The 19,729-nt window shown below is 72.7% G+C and carries 16 protein-coding genes; 11 read left to right on the plus strand and 5 right to left on the minus strand.

The genetic code is table 11. The annotated features are described in order from the left end of the window. Positions 1–30: 30 nt before the first annotated feature. From AC060K_RS20845 to AC060K_RS20855, 3 genes are read right to left on the minus strand one after another with little or no spacing between them, the layout of a single operon-like run. Positions 31–591 (minus strand): hypothetical protein, encoded by a 561-nt coding sequence (locus AC060K_RS20845; protein WP_483765679.1) that lies wholly within the window; start codon positions 589–591, stop codon positions 31–33. Then, a complete protein-coding gene (locus tag AC060K_RS20850) occupies positions 588–2,741 on the minus strand; it encodes an alpha-galactosidase (RefSeq protein WP_483765680.1) in 2,154 nt (717 codons plus the stop codon). The genes AC060K_RS20845 and AC060K_RS20850 overlap by 4 nt, the downstream gene beginning before the upstream one ends. 43 nt (positions 2,742–2,784) lie before the next feature. Further along, positions 2,785–5,241, minus strand: coding sequence for a glycoside hydrolase family 2 protein (locus tag AC060K_RS20855; protein ID WP_483765681.1), 2,457 nt, complete (start codon positions 5,239–5,241; stop codon positions 2,785–2,787). Between the two features lie 290 nt (positions 5,242–5,531). On the opposite strand from AC060K_RS20855, the gene AC060K_RS20860 reads away from it, so the two are divergent. From AC060K_RS20860 to AC060K_RS20885, 6 genes are read left to right on the plus strand one after another with little or no spacing between them, the layout of a single operon-like run. Then, the gene (locus tag AC060K_RS20860) at positions 5,532–7,226 is read left to right on the plus strand and encodes an ABC transporter substrate-binding protein (protein ID WP_483765682.1); all 1,695 of its coding nucleotides are present in this window, start codon (positions 5,532–5,534) and stop codon (positions 7,224–7,226) included. Between the two features lie 33 nt (positions 7,227–7,259). Next, complete coding sequence (locus tag AC060K_RS20865; RefSeq protein ID WP_483765683.1) at positions 7,260–8,249, plus strand: ABC transporter permease; 990 nt, start codon at positions 7,260–7,262, stop codon at positions 8,247–8,249. A 3-nt stretch (positions 8,250–8,252) separates the two neighbouring features. Beyond that, positions 8,253–9,167 carry an ABC transporter permease gene (locus AC060K_RS20870; RefSeq protein WP_483765684.1) on the plus strand — a complete coding sequence of 305 codons (915 nt, stop codon included), beginning with the start codon at positions 8,253–8,255 and terminating at the stop codon, positions 9,165–9,167. Then, positions 9,164–10,066 carry an ABC transporter ATP-binding protein gene (locus tag AC060K_RS20875; RefSeq protein ID WP_483765685.1) on the plus strand — a complete coding sequence of 301 codons (903 nt, stop codon included), beginning with the start codon at positions 9,164–9,166 and terminating at the stop codon, positions 10,064–10,066. The genes AC060K_RS20870 and AC060K_RS20875 overlap by 4 nt, the downstream gene beginning before the upstream one ends. Then, complete coding sequence (locus tag AC060K_RS20880; RefSeq protein WP_483765686.1) at positions 10,063–10,863, plus strand: ABC transporter ATP-binding protein; 801 nt, start codon at positions 10,063–10,065, stop codon at positions 10,861–10,863. Before AC060K_RS20875 ends, AC060K_RS20880 begins: the two co-directional genes overlap by 4 nt. 22 nt (positions 10,864–10,885) lie before the next feature. Further along, positions 10,886–12,166 (plus strand): ROK family protein, encoded by a 1,281-nt coding sequence (locus AC060K_RS20885; protein WP_483765687.1) that lies wholly within the window; start codon positions 10,886–10,888, stop codon positions 12,164–12,166. A 74-nt stretch (positions 12,167–12,240) separates the two neighbouring features. Here the strand turns inward: AC060K_RS20885 and AC060K_RS20890 are convergent, their stop codons facing one another. Beyond that, complete coding sequence (locus AC060K_RS20890) at positions 12,241–12,840, minus strand: pentapeptide repeat-containing protein (RefSeq protein ID WP_483765688.1); 600 nt, start codon at positions 12,838–12,840, stop codon at positions 12,241–12,243. Positions 12,841–13,006: 166 nt separating this feature from the next. Continuing rightward, entirely contained in the window at positions 13,007–13,684 is a 678-nt protein-coding gene (gene msrA, locus AC060K_RS20895) for a peptide-methionine (S)-S-oxide reductase MsrA (RefSeq protein WP_483765689.1), read from the minus strand. A 91-nt stretch (positions 13,685–13,775) separates the two neighbouring features. On the opposite strand from msrA, the gene AC060K_RS20900 reads away from it, so the two are divergent. The 5 genes from AC060K_RS20900 to AC060K_RS20920 all read left to right on the plus strand — a co-directional run bounded on the left by AC060K_RS20900 (position 13,776) and on the right by AC060K_RS20920 (position 19,637). Further along, positions 13,776–15,017 (plus strand): cystathionine gamma-synthase, encoded by a 1,242-nt coding sequence (locus AC060K_RS20900; protein WP_483765690.1) that lies wholly within the window; start codon positions 13,776–13,778, stop codon positions 15,015–15,017. 128 nt (positions 15,018–15,145) lie between these two features. After that, entirely contained in the window at positions 15,146–16,537 is a 1,392-nt protein-coding gene (locus tag AC060K_RS20905) for an AI-2E family transporter (RefSeq protein WP_483765691.1), read from the plus strand. Positions 16,538–16,585: 48 nt separating this feature from the next. After that, positions 16,586–17,839, plus strand: coding sequence for a threonine ammonia-lyase (gene ilvA / locus AC060K_RS20910; protein ID WP_483765778.1), 1,254 nt, complete (start codon positions 16,586–16,588; stop codon positions 17,837–17,839). Positions 17,840–17,935: 96 nt separating this feature from the next. Next, entirely contained in the window at positions 17,936–18,274 is a 339-nt protein-coding gene (locus tag AC060K_RS20915) for a YciI family protein (RefSeq protein ID WP_483765692.1), read from the plus strand. Positions 18,275–18,299: 25 nt separating this feature from the next. Beyond that, positions 18,300–19,637, plus strand: a complete 1,338-nt coding sequence (locus AC060K_RS20920; RefSeq protein WP_483765693.1) for an RNA polymerase sigma factor — start codon at positions 18,300–18,302, stop codon at positions 19,635–19,637. Positions 19,638–19,729 lie beyond the last annotated feature (92 nt).

Consider the following 19,729-nt stretch of genomic DNA (forward strand, 5'->3'; position numbering starts at 1 on the left):
TACCCACAGCGGACGGCGCGGGCAGCCGGGTCAGGCCTCGCCCCACCGCGCCCACTCGCCGACCGCCGGCAGCAGGTCGGCGACGAGCTGCTCGAGGGCGGGCAGCACGAGCGACTCCCGGATCGGGACCCCCGTCTCCAGGCCCGGGCCGAGGATCCGCAGGGGCGAGTAGATCAGGAGCCGGTCGTCCACGATCTCCAGGTCGAGGTCGATCCCCTTCGGAAGGTCGAGGACACGCCTCACCACGTCCGGCGTGAGCAGGGACGGCGCGTCGTGCTCCCGGCCCTTCGGCACGTACAGGTGGAACGTCCGGTCGAACTCGCGTCCCAGCCGCACGCGCTTCCCGCTGGGGGTCCCCACGCTGGTTGCGATGAGCCCGCCACCGCGCACGTTCTCCAGGACGACGTGCGGCAGGCGGCGGTCCAGCCGCACGGCCGCGAACGCCCACGTCTTCTGCTCGTGCTTCGGGACCCACACGTTGCCGTAGACGATCTCGCGCGGCTGGTCCGTGCGCGTGACCTCGCTGACGGTCGCGCCTCCCCACCGCTTCGCGAACACCATCCCGGGGAATGCCGGCTCCTGCTCTCTCACCGGGAGACCTCCTGGCCGGCCCCGGCCGCCGTGAGGTGCAGGATCAGGGCCTGCACCGGCCACAGCGTCGGGAGCTGGAGGCCCACGCCGGTGAGCACCGAACCCGGCAGCACCACCGGCTCCTTGCCGATCCAGGCGGGCGTGACCCAGCCCCAGCGGGCGGCGCCCACCTCGTCCCGCACGCGCAGCGTGTACCGCCGCGACGGGTCGAGCCCCTCGAGCCGCACCCGCTCGGTCAGCGCGTCGGTGAGCGACGCCACCGTGGCGATCGTGAACACCGCCTCCGAGCGGTCCTGCGCCACCACGCCGGTGACCCGCAGCGCCGGGTCCACGGTGTCGGGGTGCACCAGGGTCCCCGTGTGGAGCACGCCCCGCAGCTCCTTGTAGAGGGCCGCGTAGGCGGTGATCGCCGCGACCTCGTCCTCGTCACAGGTGAGGATGTCCCACTCGAAGCCGGCGGAGCCCATGAGCGCCGTCGTGACCCGGTACGACAGGTCCGTCGCCCGCCCCGAGGAGTGCGCGGGGGACGGACCTACGTGCGCGCCCACCAGCTCGGGCGGGAGCACCAGCTCGGTCCACCGCTGGATGTCCTGCCGCTCCACGGGGTCGTTGGAGTCGGAGGCCCAGACCCGGTCGGTGCGGGCCAGGATGCCCAGGTCGGTGCGGGCGCCGCCGGACGAGCACGACTCGATCTCCAGCCCCGGGTGGTCGGCCTTGAGCCGGTCGATCAGGGCGTACGTGGCGAGCGTCTGGGAGTGGGTGCCGGGCCGGCCCTCGTGGACCGGCTCCACCAGGTCGCGGTTGTGGTCCCACTTGATGAAGTCGATGCCGAGCTCGTCCACGAGCGCCGAGATCTGCCCGCGCACGTGCTCCCACGCCTCCGGGTTCGCGAGGTCGAGCACGTACTGCGTGCGCCACGAGAGCCCGTCGGGCGACGGCAGCGCGCGCGTGCTGGACAGGACCCACTCGGGGTGCTCCCGGGCCAGGTCGGAGTCCAGGTTGACCATCTCCGGCTCGAACCAGAGCCCGAACTGCATGCCGAGCTCGTGCACCAGGGCGGCCAGCGGCCCCAGGCCGTCCGGCCACACGGACCGGTCCACCACCCAGTCGCCGAGGCCACGGGTGTCGTCGCGGCGGTCGTGGAACCAGCCGTCGTCGAGCACGAAACGCTCCACACCCACCTCGGCGGCCCGCCGGGCCAGCCGCTCGATCTTGGCGGGGGAGTGGTCGAAGTAGACCGCCTCCCACGTGTTCAGCACGAGGGGTCGCGGGGTGCGCGGGTGCTGGGGGCGGGCGCGGAGCCAGCGGTGGAACCGGTCGGAGACGCCGTCGAGCCCTGCCGCGGACCACACGAAGTACGCCACCGGCGTGCGGTACGACGCCCCCGGCGCGAGCCGGATCTCGCCCGGGCGCAGCAGCTCCCCGGCGCCGAGGAGCGTCACGTGCTCGGTCAGCTGGTCGGTCCGGTGGGTCGTGTCGGCGCTCCAGCCGAGGTGCACGGCCCAGACCTCGCCCGCGCGGTTCCGGGGCGCGCCCGCCGTCACGAGGCTGACCCACGGCATGTCGTGCCCGCCGCGGCCGCGCCGCGACTCCCGCGTGGTGGACCCGGGCGGGAGCGTCCCCGTGACGGGGGACTTCTCGCGTGGCCACCGTCCGGTGAACCGGGTGAGGTGGTCGGCGGTCTTCGGCACGGGCAGCGTCGCCTCGAGCCACGCGACGTCCAGCGGTGCCGTGCCCGTGTTCGTGAGCTCGTGCTCCAGGCGGACCACGCCGCCCTCGCCGATCTCGGCCCGCGTGCGCAGGTGCAGCCCGTGCTCCGGGTCCTCGGCCGTGACCGTGAGGGTGGCGGCGTCCCGCGCCACCTCGGCCACGGTCCAGCGGGGGAAGAGCGGCGCCCCGCCGGCCGTCGCGAGCAGACCGGGCCGGCCCGCCCATCCGTCCGACTCCTGGGGCACCAGCGGCACCCGCCACGCCGCGTCGAGCGTCCCGGGCGCGGTCTGCCGGCTGGTCGCGGCGTCGAGCGCCGCCAGGTCGTCGGCGGTGAGGTCGCCCAGGTCGGCGCCCCAGTGCAGCACCGTGGGCAGACCCGCGTCGGGGTGCCCCACGACGAGGGACACGCCGTCCCGGCGCAGGGTGGTCCATCCGGTCATGACGTCCTCCAGGAGGGTCGGTGGTCGGCCGCGCGGGCGGTGCTCAGTGCACCACGACGTCGTTGGCAGTACGCAGCACCGGTGCGGAGACCAGGGCCTCCGCGTCCAGCTCGCGATCCGTGGCGACGTGGAAGGTGATGGTCGCACCCGCCGGAAGATCGACGACCTGGTCGTCCACCGTCGCCGCCGGGTCCAGCCGGTCCACCAGGAGCGTCACGCCGCGGGCGAGGGAGTGCGCGGTCACCTCGACGGCGTAACCGCCCGGCTCGGCCGCCACGGCTGCCGTCACCGGCGCCGGGTCGAGCGCGAGGTCCTTGTCCTCTGCCCACAGGAACACCGTAGGCACGCCCCCCAGCTCGGCGACGAGCGCCTCGCCGGTGACATCACCGACCGCCACGACATCGCCCGCCAGCGGCACGAGCGCCACGGAGCGCGGTGCCACGTCCACCTCGCTGCCCGACGACGCCAGCACGTCGCCTCCCAGCGTCGTCCGACGCAGCGCGACCGTGCCCTGCCAGGGCTCGTCGGTGTCGTTGACCACGGCGAGCTCCAGCTCGGACCCCCGCGGCTGGACCGTGAGGACCCGGTCCGCGAAGGCGTGCCGCATCGCGTACCAGAGCGGCTTGCGGCGGCCGTCGCCGTCCACGGCCGCCCACGACGTCACGGGCCAGCAGTCGTTGAGCTGCCACACGATCGCGCCCGCGGTGCGCGGCCACCACGACCGGTAGTGCTCCACGGCGTACTGGATCGCGCGCGCCTGGTTGAGCTGCGCGGCCCAGTGCCAGTCGGCGAAGTCCTCCGGCACGCCCAGGTGCGGGGCCATGCCGCGGTCGAGCTTGCCGTTGCCGTCGTCGGCCTTCTGGTGGAGCAGGAACGCCGGGTCCTCCTTCGACGTCTCGCCCAGCGCCCGGCTCTGGGTGGCCCACGTGGCCGGCCCCTGGAACCCGAACTCCGAGCAGAAGCGCGGCACGTCGTCGCGGTAGTGCGTGTAGTCCACCCGGTTCCACACCTCCCACTGGTGGTGGGTGCCGTGGTCCGGGTCGTTCGGGTGCATCTCCTCGGCGCTGAAGCCGGGGGAGTACGGCGACCCGTCCGCGTACGGCCTGGTCGGGTCGAGCTCGGCCACCACCGCCGGGAACAGCTCCGCGTAGTAGCGCGCGCCCCACGTGAGGTCGCCCAGCCGCTCCTTCCAGCCCCAGTCCTCGTGGCCCCACAGGTTCTCGTTGCCGCCGTTCCACAGCACCAGCGACGGGTGCGGCGTCAGCCGGGCCACGTTCTCCCGGAGCTCCGCCTCGAACTCTGCCCAGTGCGGGTCCTCCTCCGGGTAGGCGGCGCAGGCGAGGAGCACGTCCTGCCAGACCAGCACGCCCCGCTCGTCGCACACGTCGTAGAAGTCGTCGGTCTCGTAGATGCCGCCGCCCCACACGCGCAGCAGGTTGAGGTGCGCGCCGAGCGCCTGGTCCACGCGCTCCGCGAGGCGCTCGCGGGTGATCCGGGTGAGGAGGTGGTCGTCGGGGATCCAGTTGGCGCCGCGCACGAACACCGGCCGGCCGTTGACCGCCAGCGTGAAGCGCGTGCCGTGCTCGTCGCGGGACCGGTCGAGCGTCACGGTCCGGAAGCCGATGCGACGGGTCCAGTGGTCCAGCGGCTCGCCGTCGGCCCCCGCGAGGGTCACCTCCAGCGGCACCAACGGCTGCTCGCCGTACCCGGCGGGCCACCACAGCGGGGCGTCGGGCACCTCGATCCGCACGACGGCGGCGCTCGCCGAGGTCTCGACCGTCACCTCCGCGGTACGGCCGGCGACGGCGGCGCGGACGGTGACCGGCCCCGCCTCGCCCAGGCCGGAGCGCTCCACCTCGACGTGGACCTCGACGACGCCGGTGGTGCCGTCCACGGTGACGAGCGGGCGCACCTGCGCCAGGCGGGCCACGCGCCAGCGCTGCACGCGTACCGGCTTCCACAGGCCCGCCGTCTGCAGGTCGGGGCCCCAGTCCCAGCCGAACGAGCACGCCATCTTGCGGACCATGTTGAACGGCTGGGTGTACGCCATGGGGCGCGCGCCCAGGCGCTCCGCCTCGGCCTCGGCGGTCTCCAGGGCGGACGCCAGGTCCACGGTGAGGCCGGCGGGGCCGCCCACCAGGTGCCGTACGTCGAAGCGGTAGCCGCGGTGCATGTTGGCGGTACGCCCCAGCTCGGTGCCGCCGAGCGCGATGGTGGCGACCGTGTCGACGCCGTCGAGCACCAGGTCGACGCGCTCGTCGCCTGCGGGGGCGGCCTCGTCGAGCGTGGTGGCGTAGCGCCAGGTGGCGCGCTTCATCCAGGCGAGGGCGGTCTCGTTCGTGCCCAGGTACGGGTCGGGGATCAGACCGTGGTCCAGCAGCGCGGTGTGGCTGGTGCCGGGCACCGTGGCGGGCAGGTCGCGGAGCTTCTCCGCGAGGTCGGCGGGAACGGGCCCGCCGGTGGCGGTCAGGGTCCAGGCGGTCAGGTCACGGCTGATCATCGTCGATCCTCGTCCTCGAGCGGTGTCCGGGAGCGTCGCGACGTCGTCGGGCGCGCGACGTCTTCATTGTTCAGTGAACGAAGAAAGTTCGTCAAACCTGTGTCCACAGGGTCGGGATCGGGTCACAGAACGGCAACGACGCACCATGGGGCGATTGACAGGACTTCGTTTCGTCAGTTACAAAAGGTCCTGCTGCGGCGTGGGTCACACCCGCCGGGTCCGCCGATGGGGGCGTTCCCGGGCGCCGCGGCACGGCCTCGCCGACGAAGGCGACCAACAGAGGGATTCCGATGACGCACTCCTCCTCGCGGCGCACGCGGCGCCGCGCCATGGCTGGTGTCGCACTCGTGTCCGCAGCGGCGTTCGCGCTCAGCGCGTGCTCCGGCGCGGCCCAGGGCGGCAACGCCGGCGGTGGCAGCACCATGACCGTCTTCAACGGTGCGACCGGCACGATCAACGAGAACTGGAACCCGTTCTCCCCGACGGCTCTGCAGCCCACGCTCGGCGTGATCTACGAGCCGCTCTTCTGGTACAACCTGGCCGAGACCTCGGAACCCACGCCCCTGCTGGGCGAGTCGTGGGAGTGGAACGAGGACGGCACCGAGCTGACCATCACCACCCGCGAGGGCGTCGAGTGGTCGGACGGCGAGCCGTTCACGGCCGCCGACGTGGCGTTCACGTTCAACCTGATCGCCGAGACGCCGGAGCTCAACACGTCGGGCCTCGCCGCCACGGCCGAGGCCATCGACGACACCCACGTGACCCTGACGTTCCCCGAGACCTCGTACATGCAGGAGCCGCAGGTCCTCGGCAACCAGGCGATCGTGCCCGAGCACATCTGGTCCGAGCTCGACGACCCGATCACCACGATCAACCAGAACCCCGTCGGCACCGGCGCCTACAAGCTCAAGTCGTTCTCGGCCCAGAGCTACCTGCTGGAGAAGAACGGCAGCTACTGGGAGGAGGGCAAGCCCTCGGTGGACGAGATCCGCTACATCTCCCTGGACAACGCCGACGCCGCCGCTGCCGCCCTGATCTCCGGCCAGGTCGACTGGATGAGCTCGTTCCTCCCCGACCTGGACACGCTCCTGGCCGACAACCCCGACCTGTCGTACGTGAACACCCCGGCGCTCACCACCTCGATCTTCACCTGCTCCAACGCCGACCTCGGCTGCGAGGGGCCGCAGACCGACCCGGCCGTGCGCCAGGCGATGTACCACGCGATGGACCGCGAGCAGCTCAACCAGCTTGCCGGCGGCGGCTTCGCCGCGACCGGCTCGCCCACGCTCCTGCTCCCGGAGCGCGACGCCGACTGGATCGCCGACCCCGCGCACCTCACCACTCCCGAGGGTGCGGACACTGCCAAGGCCAACGAGCTGCTCGACGCCGCCGGCTGGGTCATGGGTGCTGACGGCATCCGGGAGAAGGACGGCCAGAAGCTGTCCATGACGATCCAGACCGTCACCGGCTGGAGCGACTACATCTCGCTGAACGACACGATGGCGCAGCAGTTCAAGGAGGTCGGCATCGAGCTCAAGCCGACGCAGCTCGCCTGGAACGAGTGGAACGACAACCAGACCAAGGGCACGTTCCAGCTCTCGCTCGACTCCATCGGCCTCGGCGCCTCCGCGAACCCGTACTTCACGTACAACCCTCGGTACGCGTCCACCAGCACCACGAAGGTGGGCGAGGCGTCCTACGGGCAGAACTTCTCCCGCTACTCCAACCCCGTGGTGGACGAGGCGATCAAGGCCGCTGCCGCGACCGACGACGAGGCGGCGCAGAAGGAGGCCTACGCCACCATCCAGGGCGAGATCGTGCGGGACATGCCGTACGTGCCGATCTACATCAACTCGACCCTCACGGAGTTCAACAACTCGAAGGTCACGGGCTTCCCGAGCAACGAGGACAAGTACGCCTTCGCCGCCTCGTGGAAGGCCTGGGACAACGGCATCGTCCTGAAGACGATCGTCCCGGCCGAGTGATCGCGACGAGGAGGAGCTCGAGAGGACACTGAGATGAGATTCGTGCTGCAGAAGCTGGGGTTCTACGCGGTCGCGCTGTGGGCGGCCGTCACCCTGGACTTCCTCATCCCACGGCTGATGCCCGGCAACCCGGTGGATCAGCTCGTCTCCAAGCTCGCGCAGAAGGGGCAGGTGACGCCGGAGACCCGGCGCGCCATCGAGCTCCTCCTCGGCGCCGACCTGGACCAGCCGCTCTGGCAGCAGTACCTCGGGTTCTGGGGCCAGATCGCCCGTGGTGACCTGGGCCGGTCGGTCGCCTACTTCCCGGCCTCCGTGTCGGACATGATCGGCCAGACGCTGCCCTGGACCTTGGGTCTCATCGGCCTGTCGACGATCATCTCGTTCCTGCTCGGCGTCGGCCTCGGCACGCTCGCCGGCTGGAAGCGCGGGTCGTGGGTCGACAACCTGATCCCTGGGCTGACCATGCTGCAGTCGGTGCCGTACTTCTGGCTGGCCCTGATCCTGCTGTACGTGTTCGGCCTGATCCTGGGCGTCTCGCCCCTGAACGGCGGCTACGACCCCTGGAGCACGTTCCCGGGGTGGAACTGGCCGTTCATCCAGTCGGTCATCTACTACGGCACGCTGCCCGCCATCACGATCGTGCTGTCGTCCGTGGGTGGCTGGATGCTCGGGATGCGCAACATGATGGTCTCCACGCTCTCGGAGGACTACATCCTCACGGCCGAGGCCAAGGGCATCCACCCCCGCCGGATCATGCGGGCCTACGCGGCCCGCAACGCGGTGCTGCCGTCCGTCGCGGGCTTCGCGATCTCGCTCGGCTTCGTCGTGGCCGGCTCCATCGTGGCCGAGGTGGTGTTCAGCTACCCCGGCATCGGGAACATGCTGCTGCAGGCCGTGAACTCGAACGACTACGCGCTCATGCAGGGAATCTTCCTGGTGATCACGCTGTCCGTGCTGGGCGCCAACCTGCTGGTGGACCTGCTGTACGGCGTCATCGACCCGCGCACCCGAGCGAGGAGCTGAGCCATGCGCAACCTTCCACCTCTCACCCCCAAGCTCCTGGTGGGCCTGATCATCGTGGGCGCGTTCGTGCTCTGGGGGGTCATCGGGCCGTTCGTGGTGGCCGACCCGTCCGGGATCGACAACATCGGGCTGTCCGCGCCCAGCGCGGACCACCTTCTCGGCACCACGCAGACCGGCCAGGACGTGCTGGCGCAGTTCGCCCACGCCACGCGGGGCTCGCTGATCATCGGCCTCGTCGTCGGAGTGCTGACGCTGCTGCTCTCCGCCTTCTTCGGCGTGGTCGGCGCATACGTGGGCGGCTGGGTCGACGAGGGCTTCTCGCTCTTCTCCAACGTCATGCTCGTGATCCCCGGCCTGCCGCTGGTGATCATCATCTCCAGCTATGTGACCGACAAGAGCGTCTGGCTGGTGGCCGGCGTCCTCGCCGTCACGAGCTGGGCCGGGTCGGCCCGGGTGCTGCGCGGCTTCACGCTGTCCGTGCGGAGCCGCGACTACGTGCTCGCGGCCCGTGTGGCGGGCGAGCGTCCCTGGCGGGTGCTGCTGGTCGAGATCCTGCCCAACCTGGTGCCGCTCCTGGCGTCGCAGGCCGTGTTCGGCATCATCTTCGCCATCCTCGGCGAGGCCGGCCTGTCGTTCCTCGGCCTCGGTGCCACCGGCTCGTTCACCTGGGGCACCATGCTCTACTACGCGCAGAACAGCCTGGCGCTGATGCGCGGGGCGTGGTGGTGGTTCATCCCGCCGGGCCTCAGCATCGCGCTCTTCGGCGCCGCGCTGGCCCTCATCAACTTCTCCATCGACGAGATCATCAACCCTCGCCTGCGGGACCACACGCGCGCGGTGACGAAGCGGTGGCAGACGACCGCGCCGTCGTCGGGCACCGCGGTGGAGGGCGCCGCCGAGAAGGAGGTGACCGCATGACCGCCACCCTGCCCACCACCGCGGGGCGTGCCCCGCGGCACGAGGTGGACCCCGTCCTCGAGATCACGGACCTGAGCATCGAGTACCGGGCCGAGAAGGTGGTCCGGGCCGTGGACCACGTGTCCCTCACCTTGGGCCGGGGCGAGGTCCTGGGCCTGGCGGGGGAGTCGGGCTGCGGCAAGTCGACCCTCGCGTACGGCGTGAACCGGCTGCTCAAGTCGCCGGCCGTCGTGACCGGCGGCTCGGTGATGTTCCACTCGCGCGAGGGGCACACCATCGACGTCCGTGCCCTGGAGGGCGACGACCTGCGGTTCTTCCGCTGGGAGAAGATCTCGATGGTCTTCCAGGGGGCGATGAACTCGCTCAACCCGGTGAAGAAGGTGCGCGACCAGCTCGAGGACGTGTTCACCACGCACCGGCCGGAGCTCGGCAAGAAGGAGCGGCGGGAGCGCTGCGGCGAGCTCCTGGAGCGCGTGGGCGTGGACCGGAACCGGCTGAACGCCTACCCGCACGAGCTGTCGGGCGGCATGCGCCAGCGCGTCATGATCGCGATGGCCATGGCCCTCGACCCGCAGGTCATGATCATGGACGAGCCCACCACCGCGCTCGACGTGGTGGTGCAGCGGGAGATCCTGCGGGAGATCACCCGCCTCCGGTCGGAGCTGGGGTTCGCGGTCGTGTTCATCACGCACGACCTGCCGCTGCTGCTGGAGATCAGCGACCGCATCGCCGTCATGCGGGAGGGACGCATCGTCGAGCTCGCCGAGGCGCTCACCCTCTACACGCAGCCGCAGCACGAGTACACCAGGACGCTGCTCGGCTCGTTCCCCAGCCTGACCGGGGAGCGCGGCGGGTTCGTGCGCGACACGGGCAGCACGCACGCGGAGGAGATCCGATGACCACGCTCGAGCTGCGCGACGTCACCAAGGAGTACCGCCTGCGGGCCGGCTTCCGGTCCACCACCCTGCGGGCCGTGGACGGGGTCTCCTTCACCCTGGAGCCCGGCCGCACCGTGGCGCTCGTGGGCCAGTCCGGCTCCGGCAAGTCGACGATCGCCAAGATCCTCACCCAGCTCGAACGGCCCACGAGCGGGCAGCTCCTGCTGGACGGCCAGCCGGTGGGGCGCGGCCGGCGGGCGCAGCACGCCTACCGGCACCAGGTGCAGATGGTGTTCCAGGACCCGTTCGGGTCGCTCAACCCGTTCCACACCGTGGGCCACCACCTGGCCCGGCCGGTCGCGCTGCACCACCCGGGCCTGAGCAACGACGAGCTGCGCGAGCGGGTCCAGTCGCTGCTGCGCAGGGTCCGGCTCCACGAGGACCTCGCGGAGCGCCGGCCGCACGAGCTGTCGGGCGGGCAGCGGCAGCGGGTCGCCATCGCACGGGCCCTCGGGCCCGGGCCGGGCATCCTCGTGGCCGACGAGCCGGTGTCGATGCTGGACGTGTCGATCCGCCTCGGCGTGCTGAACCTCCTGTCCGGCCTCCAGCAGGAGGAGAATCTGGGCGTGCTCTACATCACTCACGACCTGGCGACCGCCCGCCACTTCAGCGACGACATCCTGGTCATGTACCGGGGGAGAATCGTCGAGCGCGGCGTCGCGGACGAGGTCATCCTGAACCCGCAGCACGAGTACACGCGCACTCTGCGCGAGGCCTCGCCCGATCCCGAGCGCCGCCTGCGCGAGCTCCAGGGCTGACGCCCCAACCGTGAGGAGGACCATGCTCGGCACCGGGGCGGACCACGCCAACGCGAGAGCCGCGATCATCGACGCCATCCGGACCGCCGGGATGATCAGTCGCGTCGAGATCGTGCACGCGACCCGACTGACCGGCGCGACGGTCTCGAACGAGGTGCGGCGGCTCCTCGACGAGGGCCTCGTCGTGGAGGCGGGTCGTGCCGCGTCGACGGGCGGCAAGCCGCGCATGCTGCTCCGGATGGTCCCCACCAGCCGCTACGCGGTGGGCATCCACCTGGACCACGACGGGATCACGTACGTGCTGCTCGACCTGGGCGGCACGATCGTGTCCCGCTACCGGCAGGAGGGGGTGGGGGCCGACCCGGACGCCGTCGTCCGGGAGATCACCCTCCAGGTGGAGCGGGTCGTCGCCGACGCCGGCGTGGACCCGGAGCGCGTGCTGGGCCTCGGCGTGGTCTCGCCCGGGCCGCTGACCGCGGCGACCGGCCTGGTCATCTCCCGGCCGTCGCTGCACCAGTGGGTCGACTACCCGCTGAAGGCACGGCTCGAGGCCGCGTCCGGGTACCCCGTCGTGATCGACAACGACGCCACCGCCGCCGCCGTCGGCGAGCACTGGACCGGGGGCGCCGAGCACTCGACGGCCTTCAGCGTGCTCTACATGGCCACCGGCGTGGGCTCCGGCACCATCGCCGACGGCGTGCCGTACCGCGGCGCCAGCGCCAACGCGGGCGAGATCGGCCACGTCTGCGTGGACATCAACGGCCCCGAGTGCTGGTGCGGCAACGTGGGCTGCATCGAGGCCTTCGCGGGACCGTCGGCCGTGGTCGCGGCAGCACGCGAGGCGGGCCTGCTCGGTGCGGAGGCCCCGGCTTCCGGGGCCGACGACGGCGGGCCCACCCCCGGCGCCGACGTCACCGAGGGCTTCGCGCAGGTCGCCCGGCTGGCGCTCGCGGGCGACGAGACCGCCGCCGAGATCATGGCGCGCTCCGCCCGCTACCTCGCGGTGGCCGCGCAGACCCTCTGCTCCGTGATGGACGTGGACCTGCTGGTCCTCACCGGGCCCGCGTTCGCCGTAGCCGGCGACCTCTACCTGCCGGAGGTGCAGGAGCGGGCCAGCTCGTCCTTCGTGGCGCGGGGGACGCACGGGGTGCGGGTGCTGGTGTCGTCCCACGCCAACGAGGCGGCGGCGGTCGGCGCCGCGGCCCTGGTGCTGCAGGGCGAGCTGGTACCGCGCCGGTTCGGCGTGCGGATGCGGCTCACCACCGAGGACGGGCCCACGGTGCTGCCGGCGGCGGCGGGCTGAGGCGCGCGCTGTCTCAAGTTGTCAGAAGCTCCCCGGTACATGGGCCGGAGAGCTTCTGACAACTCGGCGGGGCGTCAGTCCGGCCGGACCACCAGGCCGAGCGCCTCGGCGACGGCGATCGCCTGGTCGGGGTCGACGATCGCGCCCGTGAGGTTGGCGGTCCGCGGGTCCAGCGACGTGAGGTCGCTCCCGCGCAGGTCGGCCGCGGAGAGGTCCGCGCCGTCGAGGGCGGCGCCGGACAGGTCGCAGCCGTGCAGCACGCCCCCGTGCGCCCGGACGTCGCTGAGGTCTGCCTCGCGCAGACGCACGCCCTCGAACCGCGCGGAGCCCAGCTCCGCACGGCCGAGGTTCACGAAGGACCAGTTGCCGCCCTCGACCTTGAGGAGGTCGAAGGTGCACGAGGTGAACGTGGACCCCACCAGCTTGCACCGCTCGAACGTGGCGTCGAAGAACACGCAGCGGTCGAACAGGCAGGCCGTGAACGCGCACTCGCGCAGCACCGCGGCGTTCAGCTGGACGCCGCGGAACACGCAGTCGTCGAACGTGGCGCCCGTGCCCGTGGCCTCCATGAGGTCCACGTCGACGAACAGCGTGGCCTCGTACGTCTCGCCGGAGAGGTCCCGCCCGTACCAGTCCTCGCCCGAGACGGTGGTCGTGGTGGTGGGTCGCTGCATCCTGCGACCCTAGCGGGCCGCTCCGACAGTCGGACGGCGGCCGGGTGTTGCGACTCCCGCCGCGCGGCGGCCGGCGAGTGATCGGCAATTCGGTGCGTGATCGGCAGTTCGAACTGCCGAACACGCACCGAATTGCCGATCACACGGGTAGCGGGCAGCGCGGGAGTCAGACGGCGGCCGGGAACGGGACGCCCGTCGTGGCGTGGCACCGGTAGCCGTTCGGGTTCTTGCTGTCGCTCAGGTACTGCTGGTGGTAGTCCTCGGCGTAGTAGAACGGGCCGGCCTCGGCGGCCGGGCGCAGCTCCGTGGTGATCGCGTCGTAGCCCTTGGCGCTCAGCACCTCGGCGTAGCGGTTCATCGTGTCCCGTACGGCAGCCTCCTGCTCGGGCGCCGTCCAGTAGACCGCCGAGCGGTACTGGGTCCCCACGTCGTTGCCCTGGCGGAAGCCCTGGGTCGGGTCGTGGCGCTCCCAGAAGATCCGGAGCAGCTGCTCCTCGGAGACCTGCTTCGGGTCGTACGCCACGAGCGCGGTCTCGGTGTGCCCCGTGCGGGCGGTGCACACCTCCTCGTAGGTGGGGTTCGGCGTCGTGCCGCCCATGTAGCCGACGGCGGTGCTCACCACTCCCGGAACCTGCCAGAAGATCTCCTCCGCGCCCCAGAAGCAGCCCATCGCCAGGTACAGCACGCGGGTCCCCGGCGCCCACGGCCCGGTGATCGACGTGCCGAGCACCGTGTGCGGGCGCGGCGTCTGCAGCACGGGGGTCTGGCGGCCCGGCAGCGCCTCCTCCGGCTCGACCATGCTGGTCTTGGCGGACGACCCGAAGAACTGCTCGAAGAACGACATCTCTTTCCTCCTTTGCGGGCGCCTGGTGCGCGCCCACCGACGTCAACAGGGTGCGCACGCGCGGTGTTCCGGGCCGAACTAGGCTGAGCCGGTGAGCACCACCCACGACGACTGGACCCACGCCGGGTTCTCGACCCGCGCCATCCACGCCGGCCAGGACCCCGACCCCACCACCGGCGCGGTGATCCCGCCGGTCTACCTGACCTCCACCTACAAGCAGGACGGTGTGGGCGGCCTGCGCGGCGGCTACGAGTACTCGCGCTCCGCCAACCCGACGCGCACCGCGCTCGAGTCGGCGATCGCGGCGGCAGAGACACCGCCCGCGAGCGACCGGCCCGCGGGCGAGCAGGTCGTGGTGCGGGGCTTCGCCTTCTCGTCCGGGCTGGCCGCCGAGGACACCCTGCTGCGCGCCGTGCTGCGCCCGGGCGACCACGTCGTGCTTCCCGACGACGCCTACGGCGGCTCCTACCGCCTGATCGCCCGGGTCTTCGGCCCGTGGGGCATCGACCACACCCCGGCCGACCTGACCGACCCCGCCGCGGCGGAGGCCGCCATCGTGCCGGGCCGTACCAAGGTCGTGTGGGTCGAGACGCCGACCAACCCGCTGCTCGGCATCAGCGACATCGCCGCGCTCGCGGAGGTGGCCCACGCCGCGGGTGCACTGCTCGTCGTGGACAACACGTTCGCCACCCCGTACCTGCAGCAGCCCCTCGCCCTGGGCGCCGACGTGGTGGTCCACTCCACCACCAAGTACGTGGGCGGTCACAGCGACGTCGTCGGCGGCGCCCTGGCGGTGCCCGACGGCGTGCTGCTGCCCGGCGGCCTGGTCGCGCCCAGCGGTTCGACGAGCGTGGCCGACGCCGTCCTGTTCCACCAGAACGCCTCCGGTGCGGTCGCCGGGCCGTTCGACGCGTGGCTCACCCTGCGGGGTCTGAAGACGCTCGCGGTGCGGATGGACCGGCACTCGGCGAACGCCGCCCGGGTGGCGGAGTTCCTCGACGCCCACCCCCGGGTCACCCAGGTGATCTACCCGGGACTGGCGTCCCACCCGGGGCACGAGCTGGCGAAGCGCCAGATGCGCGACTTCGGCGGGATGATCTCGTTCCGGGTGGGGTCTGAGGCGGCGGCGCTGGACGTCTGCGCGCGGACCCGCGTGTTCACGCTCGCAGAGTCGCTCGGGGGAGTCGAGTCCCTCGTGGAGCACCCGGGCCGCATGACGCACGCGTCGGTGGCGGGCTCGGCGCTCGAGGTTCCCGACGACCTGGTGCGGCTGTCGGTCGGCATCGAGGACGCGGACGACCTGATCGCCGACCTGGAGCAGGCGCTGCGCTGAGCGCCCCGGGCAGCCGTGCCCGGGCGCCTCCTTCCCGGCGGGTAGGGGAAAGTTCAGGGGCAGGTCAGGGATGGCCCGGGGTGTGTTCCGGGGCGTGAGTGTCCGAGGTCTCACCTAGGGTGAGGCTCGTGACCGAGAACTCAGGACCGGAGACCGCCCCGTCGCCGCCCGCCGGCCCCGCAGACGTCCCGGAAGACGCGCCCGCCACCACCCCCGGCACCACCTCGTCCCCTGCGGCGGACGTGTCGGCCCGGGCGCTCGCCGCCGTGCCCTACTCGGTGCAGGCGGCTGCCGCGTGGGCCTGGCGCATCCTGCTCATCGGTGTCTTCGTCGCCGCCGGCGTGTGGCTGCTGGCCGCGCTCAAGACGATCGTGGTGCCGGTGGCCGTGGCGATGCTGCTCGCGGTGCTGCTGACCCCGATGCGGCGCTTCTACCAGAAGCACCTCCGCATCGGTCGCGGCGGGTCGTCCGGTCTCTCGCTCCTCTCGCTCCTCCTCATCGTCGCGGGGCTCATCACGCTCTCGGGCCGCTCGATCGCCGGTGGGTTCGCCGACCTGAGCGACCAGGCAGTCGCGGGCATCGACGAGCTGATCCGCTGGGCGAACGAGCGATTCCAGGTGGACCTCTCCGACTACGGTGACGAGCTGCTGACCCAGCTCGAGGCGCAGCAGAGCGCCATCATCACCGGCGCCCTGGGCGCGGCGACCACGGTGGGCCATGTGGCGGTGGGCGCGCTGATCGCGCTGTTCTGCACGTTCTTCTTCCTGCACGACGGCCGGGGGATCTGGGCCTGGCTCGTCAACCTGCTGCCGATCGGTTCCCGGGAGCGCGTGCACCAGGCGGGCAGGCGCGGCATCGTCACGCTGTCGGCCTACGTGCGCACGCAGATCCTCGTGGCGTTCGTGGACGCCGTCGGCATCGGCATCGGCTCGGCGTTCTTCGTCCCGAGCCTCGCGCTGCCCATCGCCGTACTCGTCTTCGTGGGTTCGTTCGTGCCGGTGGTCGGTGCCATCGTGACCGGGTCGGTGGCCGTGGTGGTGGTGCTCGTCGCCAACGGCTGGGTGGCCGCGCTCATCATGCTCGGCGTGGTGCTCCTGGTGCAGCAGATCGAGGGCCACGTGCTCCAGCCGTTCCTCATGGGCCAGGCGGTGTCGCTGCACCCGGTCGCCGTGATCCTCGTGGTGGCGGCCGGCAGCCTTGCGGCCGGCATCGTGGGCGCACTGTTCGCCGTGCCCCTCGCGGCCCTGCTCAACACGGTGATCCTGTACCTGCACGGGCACGACAAGTTCCCCGAGCTCGGCACGGACGACCGGCTGCCGCTTCGGTGGCGGCCCGCCGACGCGGCGCCGATCCGGCTGCGGCTCCGCGGCCCCGCCGCCGCGCAGGCCGCCCTGGCCCAGCGCAGGCGCGCGGCCGCGGCCGCCGCGGGGGGTGGTGCGGCCGACGCCGGTGCGGCCGAGGGCGTGGTGACCGAGCAGGCGATCGACGAGGTCGAGAACCCCGGCGGCGCCCAGCGCTGACCTCGGGCTGAGGTCCCGGACGTGCATGTGCGGCCGTCGTCGGGCACGATGCCCGCTGTGCCACAGACTCCGGCGGCGATCCCGCCCGTCCTGCCCTCCGTCTCGCTCGACGACGTCCGAGCGGCCGCCCGCCTGCTCGACGGCGTGATCACCCGTACCCCCGTGCAGGAGAGCCGTGCCCTGACGAAGCTCACCGGGTCCCGCGTCTTCCTCAAGTGCGAGAACCTGCAGCGCGCGGGGTCGTTCAAGGTGCGAGGGGCGTACGTGCGCCTGTCTCACCTGTCGCCCCAGGAGCGGGCGCGCGGTGTCGTCGCGGCCAGCGCCGGCAACCACGCGCAGGGTGTCGCCCTCGCGGCGGGGATGCTGGGCATCGACGCCGTCGTGTACATGCCGGTGGACGCCGCGCTGCCCAAGGTGGCGGCCACCCGCGGGTACGGCGCCGACGTGCGGCTGGTCGGCGCCAGCGTGGACGACGCCCTCGCGGCGGCGCGCGTGGAGGCGGCACGCTCGGGCCGCATCCTCATCCACCCGTTCGACCACGCGGACATCGTGGCGGGGCAGGGCACCGTCGCGCTTGAGATCCTGGAGCAGGTGCCCGACGTCGCCACCGTGGTGGTCCCGCTCGGCGGCGGCGGCCTGGTCGCGGGGATCGCCGCCGTGCTGGGCGAGCTGGCGCCGCACGTCCGGGTGATCGGCGTGCAGGCCGGTGAGGCGGCGGCCTACCCCGAGTCGCTGGCCGCGGGCCGCCCGCGCACGGCCCGGCTGCGGCCCACGATGGCCGACGGCATCGCCGTCGGAACTCCCGGGGACGTGCCCTTCGGCATCGTCCGGTCGCGCGGCGTCGAGGTGCGCACCGTCACCGAGGACCAGCTCTCCCGGGCCCTGCTCGCGGTGCTCGAGCGCAGCAAGCTCGTCGTCGAGCCGGCCGGCGCGGCGGGGGTCGCGGGCCTGCTGGCGGCGGCACCGGGCGAGCTCAAGGGCCCGGTGGTCGCCGTGCTGTCGGGCGGCAACGTGGACCCGCTGGTCCTGCTCCGCCTGGTGCAGCACGGCCTCGTGGCCGCGGGGCGCTACCTGCAGCTCCGGGTGCGGCTCGTGGACAAGCCGGGCGCCCTCGCCGGGCTCGTGGAGACCATCGCGGCGTCGGGAGCCAACATCGTCCACGTGGACCACGCGCGTACCGACGTGTCCCTCGCCGTGTCCGAGGTGTCGGTGAACATCCGGCTGGAGACCAAGGGGCCCGAGCACTGCGCAGCGGTGGTGGAGCGGCTCCGGAACGCCGGTTTCGACGTCGTCACGTCGTAGGTGTCGTGCGGCGGCGTGCCCGTTCGTCGTCCAGGTGACGCGGCCGTCCCGGCCGCGCGACGATGACAACCGGGGCTGCCCGGGAGGGAGTACGTCATGAGGTACCTGATGCTGGTCGTGTCCGCGCCGGACGAGCCGGACGGCGGCCCCGCGCCCGACGTCGAGGAGTGGGTGCGCACGCACGACGCCAGCGGCGCGCGCATCCTCGGTGACCGGGTCCGTCCCCAGGAGGACGCCGTCGGTGTCCGCGTCCGTGGTGGCGAGGTCCTGGTGACCGACGGCCCGTTCGCCGAGACGAAGGAGCAGATCTTCGGCTTCGACGTGCTCGAGGCGGCCGACCTCGACGAGGCGATCGCGATCGCCGCCGGTCATCCCATGGCCTACGGCGGCGCGATCGAGCTGCGGCCCTTCTGGCCGTTCGAGGAGGGCGAGTGATGCCGCGGACGGTCGGCGAGACGCGATGACGCCGGGCGCCGACGTCGGGACCGCCGTCGCGGAGGCGTTCCGCGCCGAGTGGGGGCGGGTCCTGGCGGCGGTGGCCCGGAGCACCGGCGACCTCGAGCTCGCGGAGGAGTGCGCGCAGGAGGCGTTCGCGACGGCGCTGCAGACCTGGACCCGCGACGGCGTCCCGGACCGGCCGGGCGCCTGGCTCACCACCACCGCCCGCAACCACGCGCTCGACCGCCTGCGGCGGCGCCGGGTGGAGGGGGAGAAGGTGGCGTCCGCCGCCCGGGCCGCGGAACGGGTGGACGGGCTGCCGGGCGGCGCCGCTGCGGGCGGCGCCGACCCGGTCGCCCGGGCCGTGGTCGACGCGGCGGACGCACCGGGCTGGCCGGGGCCCGGGGACGACGACGGAGACGGCGACCTGCTGCGCCTGGTCTTCGCCTGCTGCCACCCGGCGCTGCCGCTCGAGGGCAGGGTGGCTCTCACGTTGCGCTCGCTCACCGGCATGACGACGGCGCAGGTGGCCCGGGCCTTCCTCGTGCCGGAGACGACGATGGCGCAGCGGCTCACCCGGGCGCGGCGGCGCATCCGGGACACGGGGATCTCCTTCCGGGTGCCGCCGGTGGGGCTGCTGCGGGAGCGGGTGTCGGCCGTGCTCGCCGTCCTCTACGTGCTGTTCACGGAGGGCTACGACGCCTGGGGTGAACCGGAGGACGACGCCGCCGGGGCGGTGGCGCGGCGCGCGCTGGCGGACGACGCGGTGCGGTTCGCCCGGCTCGTCGCCCGGCTCCTGCCCGACGAGCCGGAGGCGCGGGGGCTCCTCGCGCTGCTGGTGCTGCAGCACGCCCGCCGGGGTGCGCGGCTGACGGACGGCGGCGTCCCGCGGACGCTCGAGGAGCAGGACCGGTCGCTGTGGCGCCACGACGAGATTGCGGACGGCCTCGCGGTGCTGGACGACGCCCTGGCCGCCCGCAGGCCGGGGCCGTACCAGGTGCAGGCGGCCGTGGCGGCGCTGCACGCCCGGGCGGCGTCGGCCGAGGAGACCGACTGGGCCGAGATCACGGCGCTCTACGACGTGCTGGCCGGGCTGACGCCGTCGCCCGTGGTGGCGCTCAACCGGGCTGTTGCCGTCGCGATGCTCCGTGGGCCGGAGGCGGGCCTCGCCGAGGTGGACCGGGTCGCCGCCGCCCCGGAGCTCGCGGCGTACCACCTGCTCCCCGCGGTGCGGGCCGACCTGCTGCGCCGGGCCGGGCGGACCGCCGAGGCCGTCGCCGGGTACCGACGTGCGCTCGAGGTCGTGGACCGCGCGGGCGACCGCCGGCTGCTGGAACGGAGGCTGGCGGAGCTCGCCTGATTACTCCCTACGACCGCTGTGGGTATGGGCGGGGGGGGGGGGGGGCGCCCCCCGCCCCCCCCCCCCCCCACACACACCGCGCGCCCGGGGGG

The organism is Antribacter sp. NEAU-D49, from assembly GCF_057158775.1.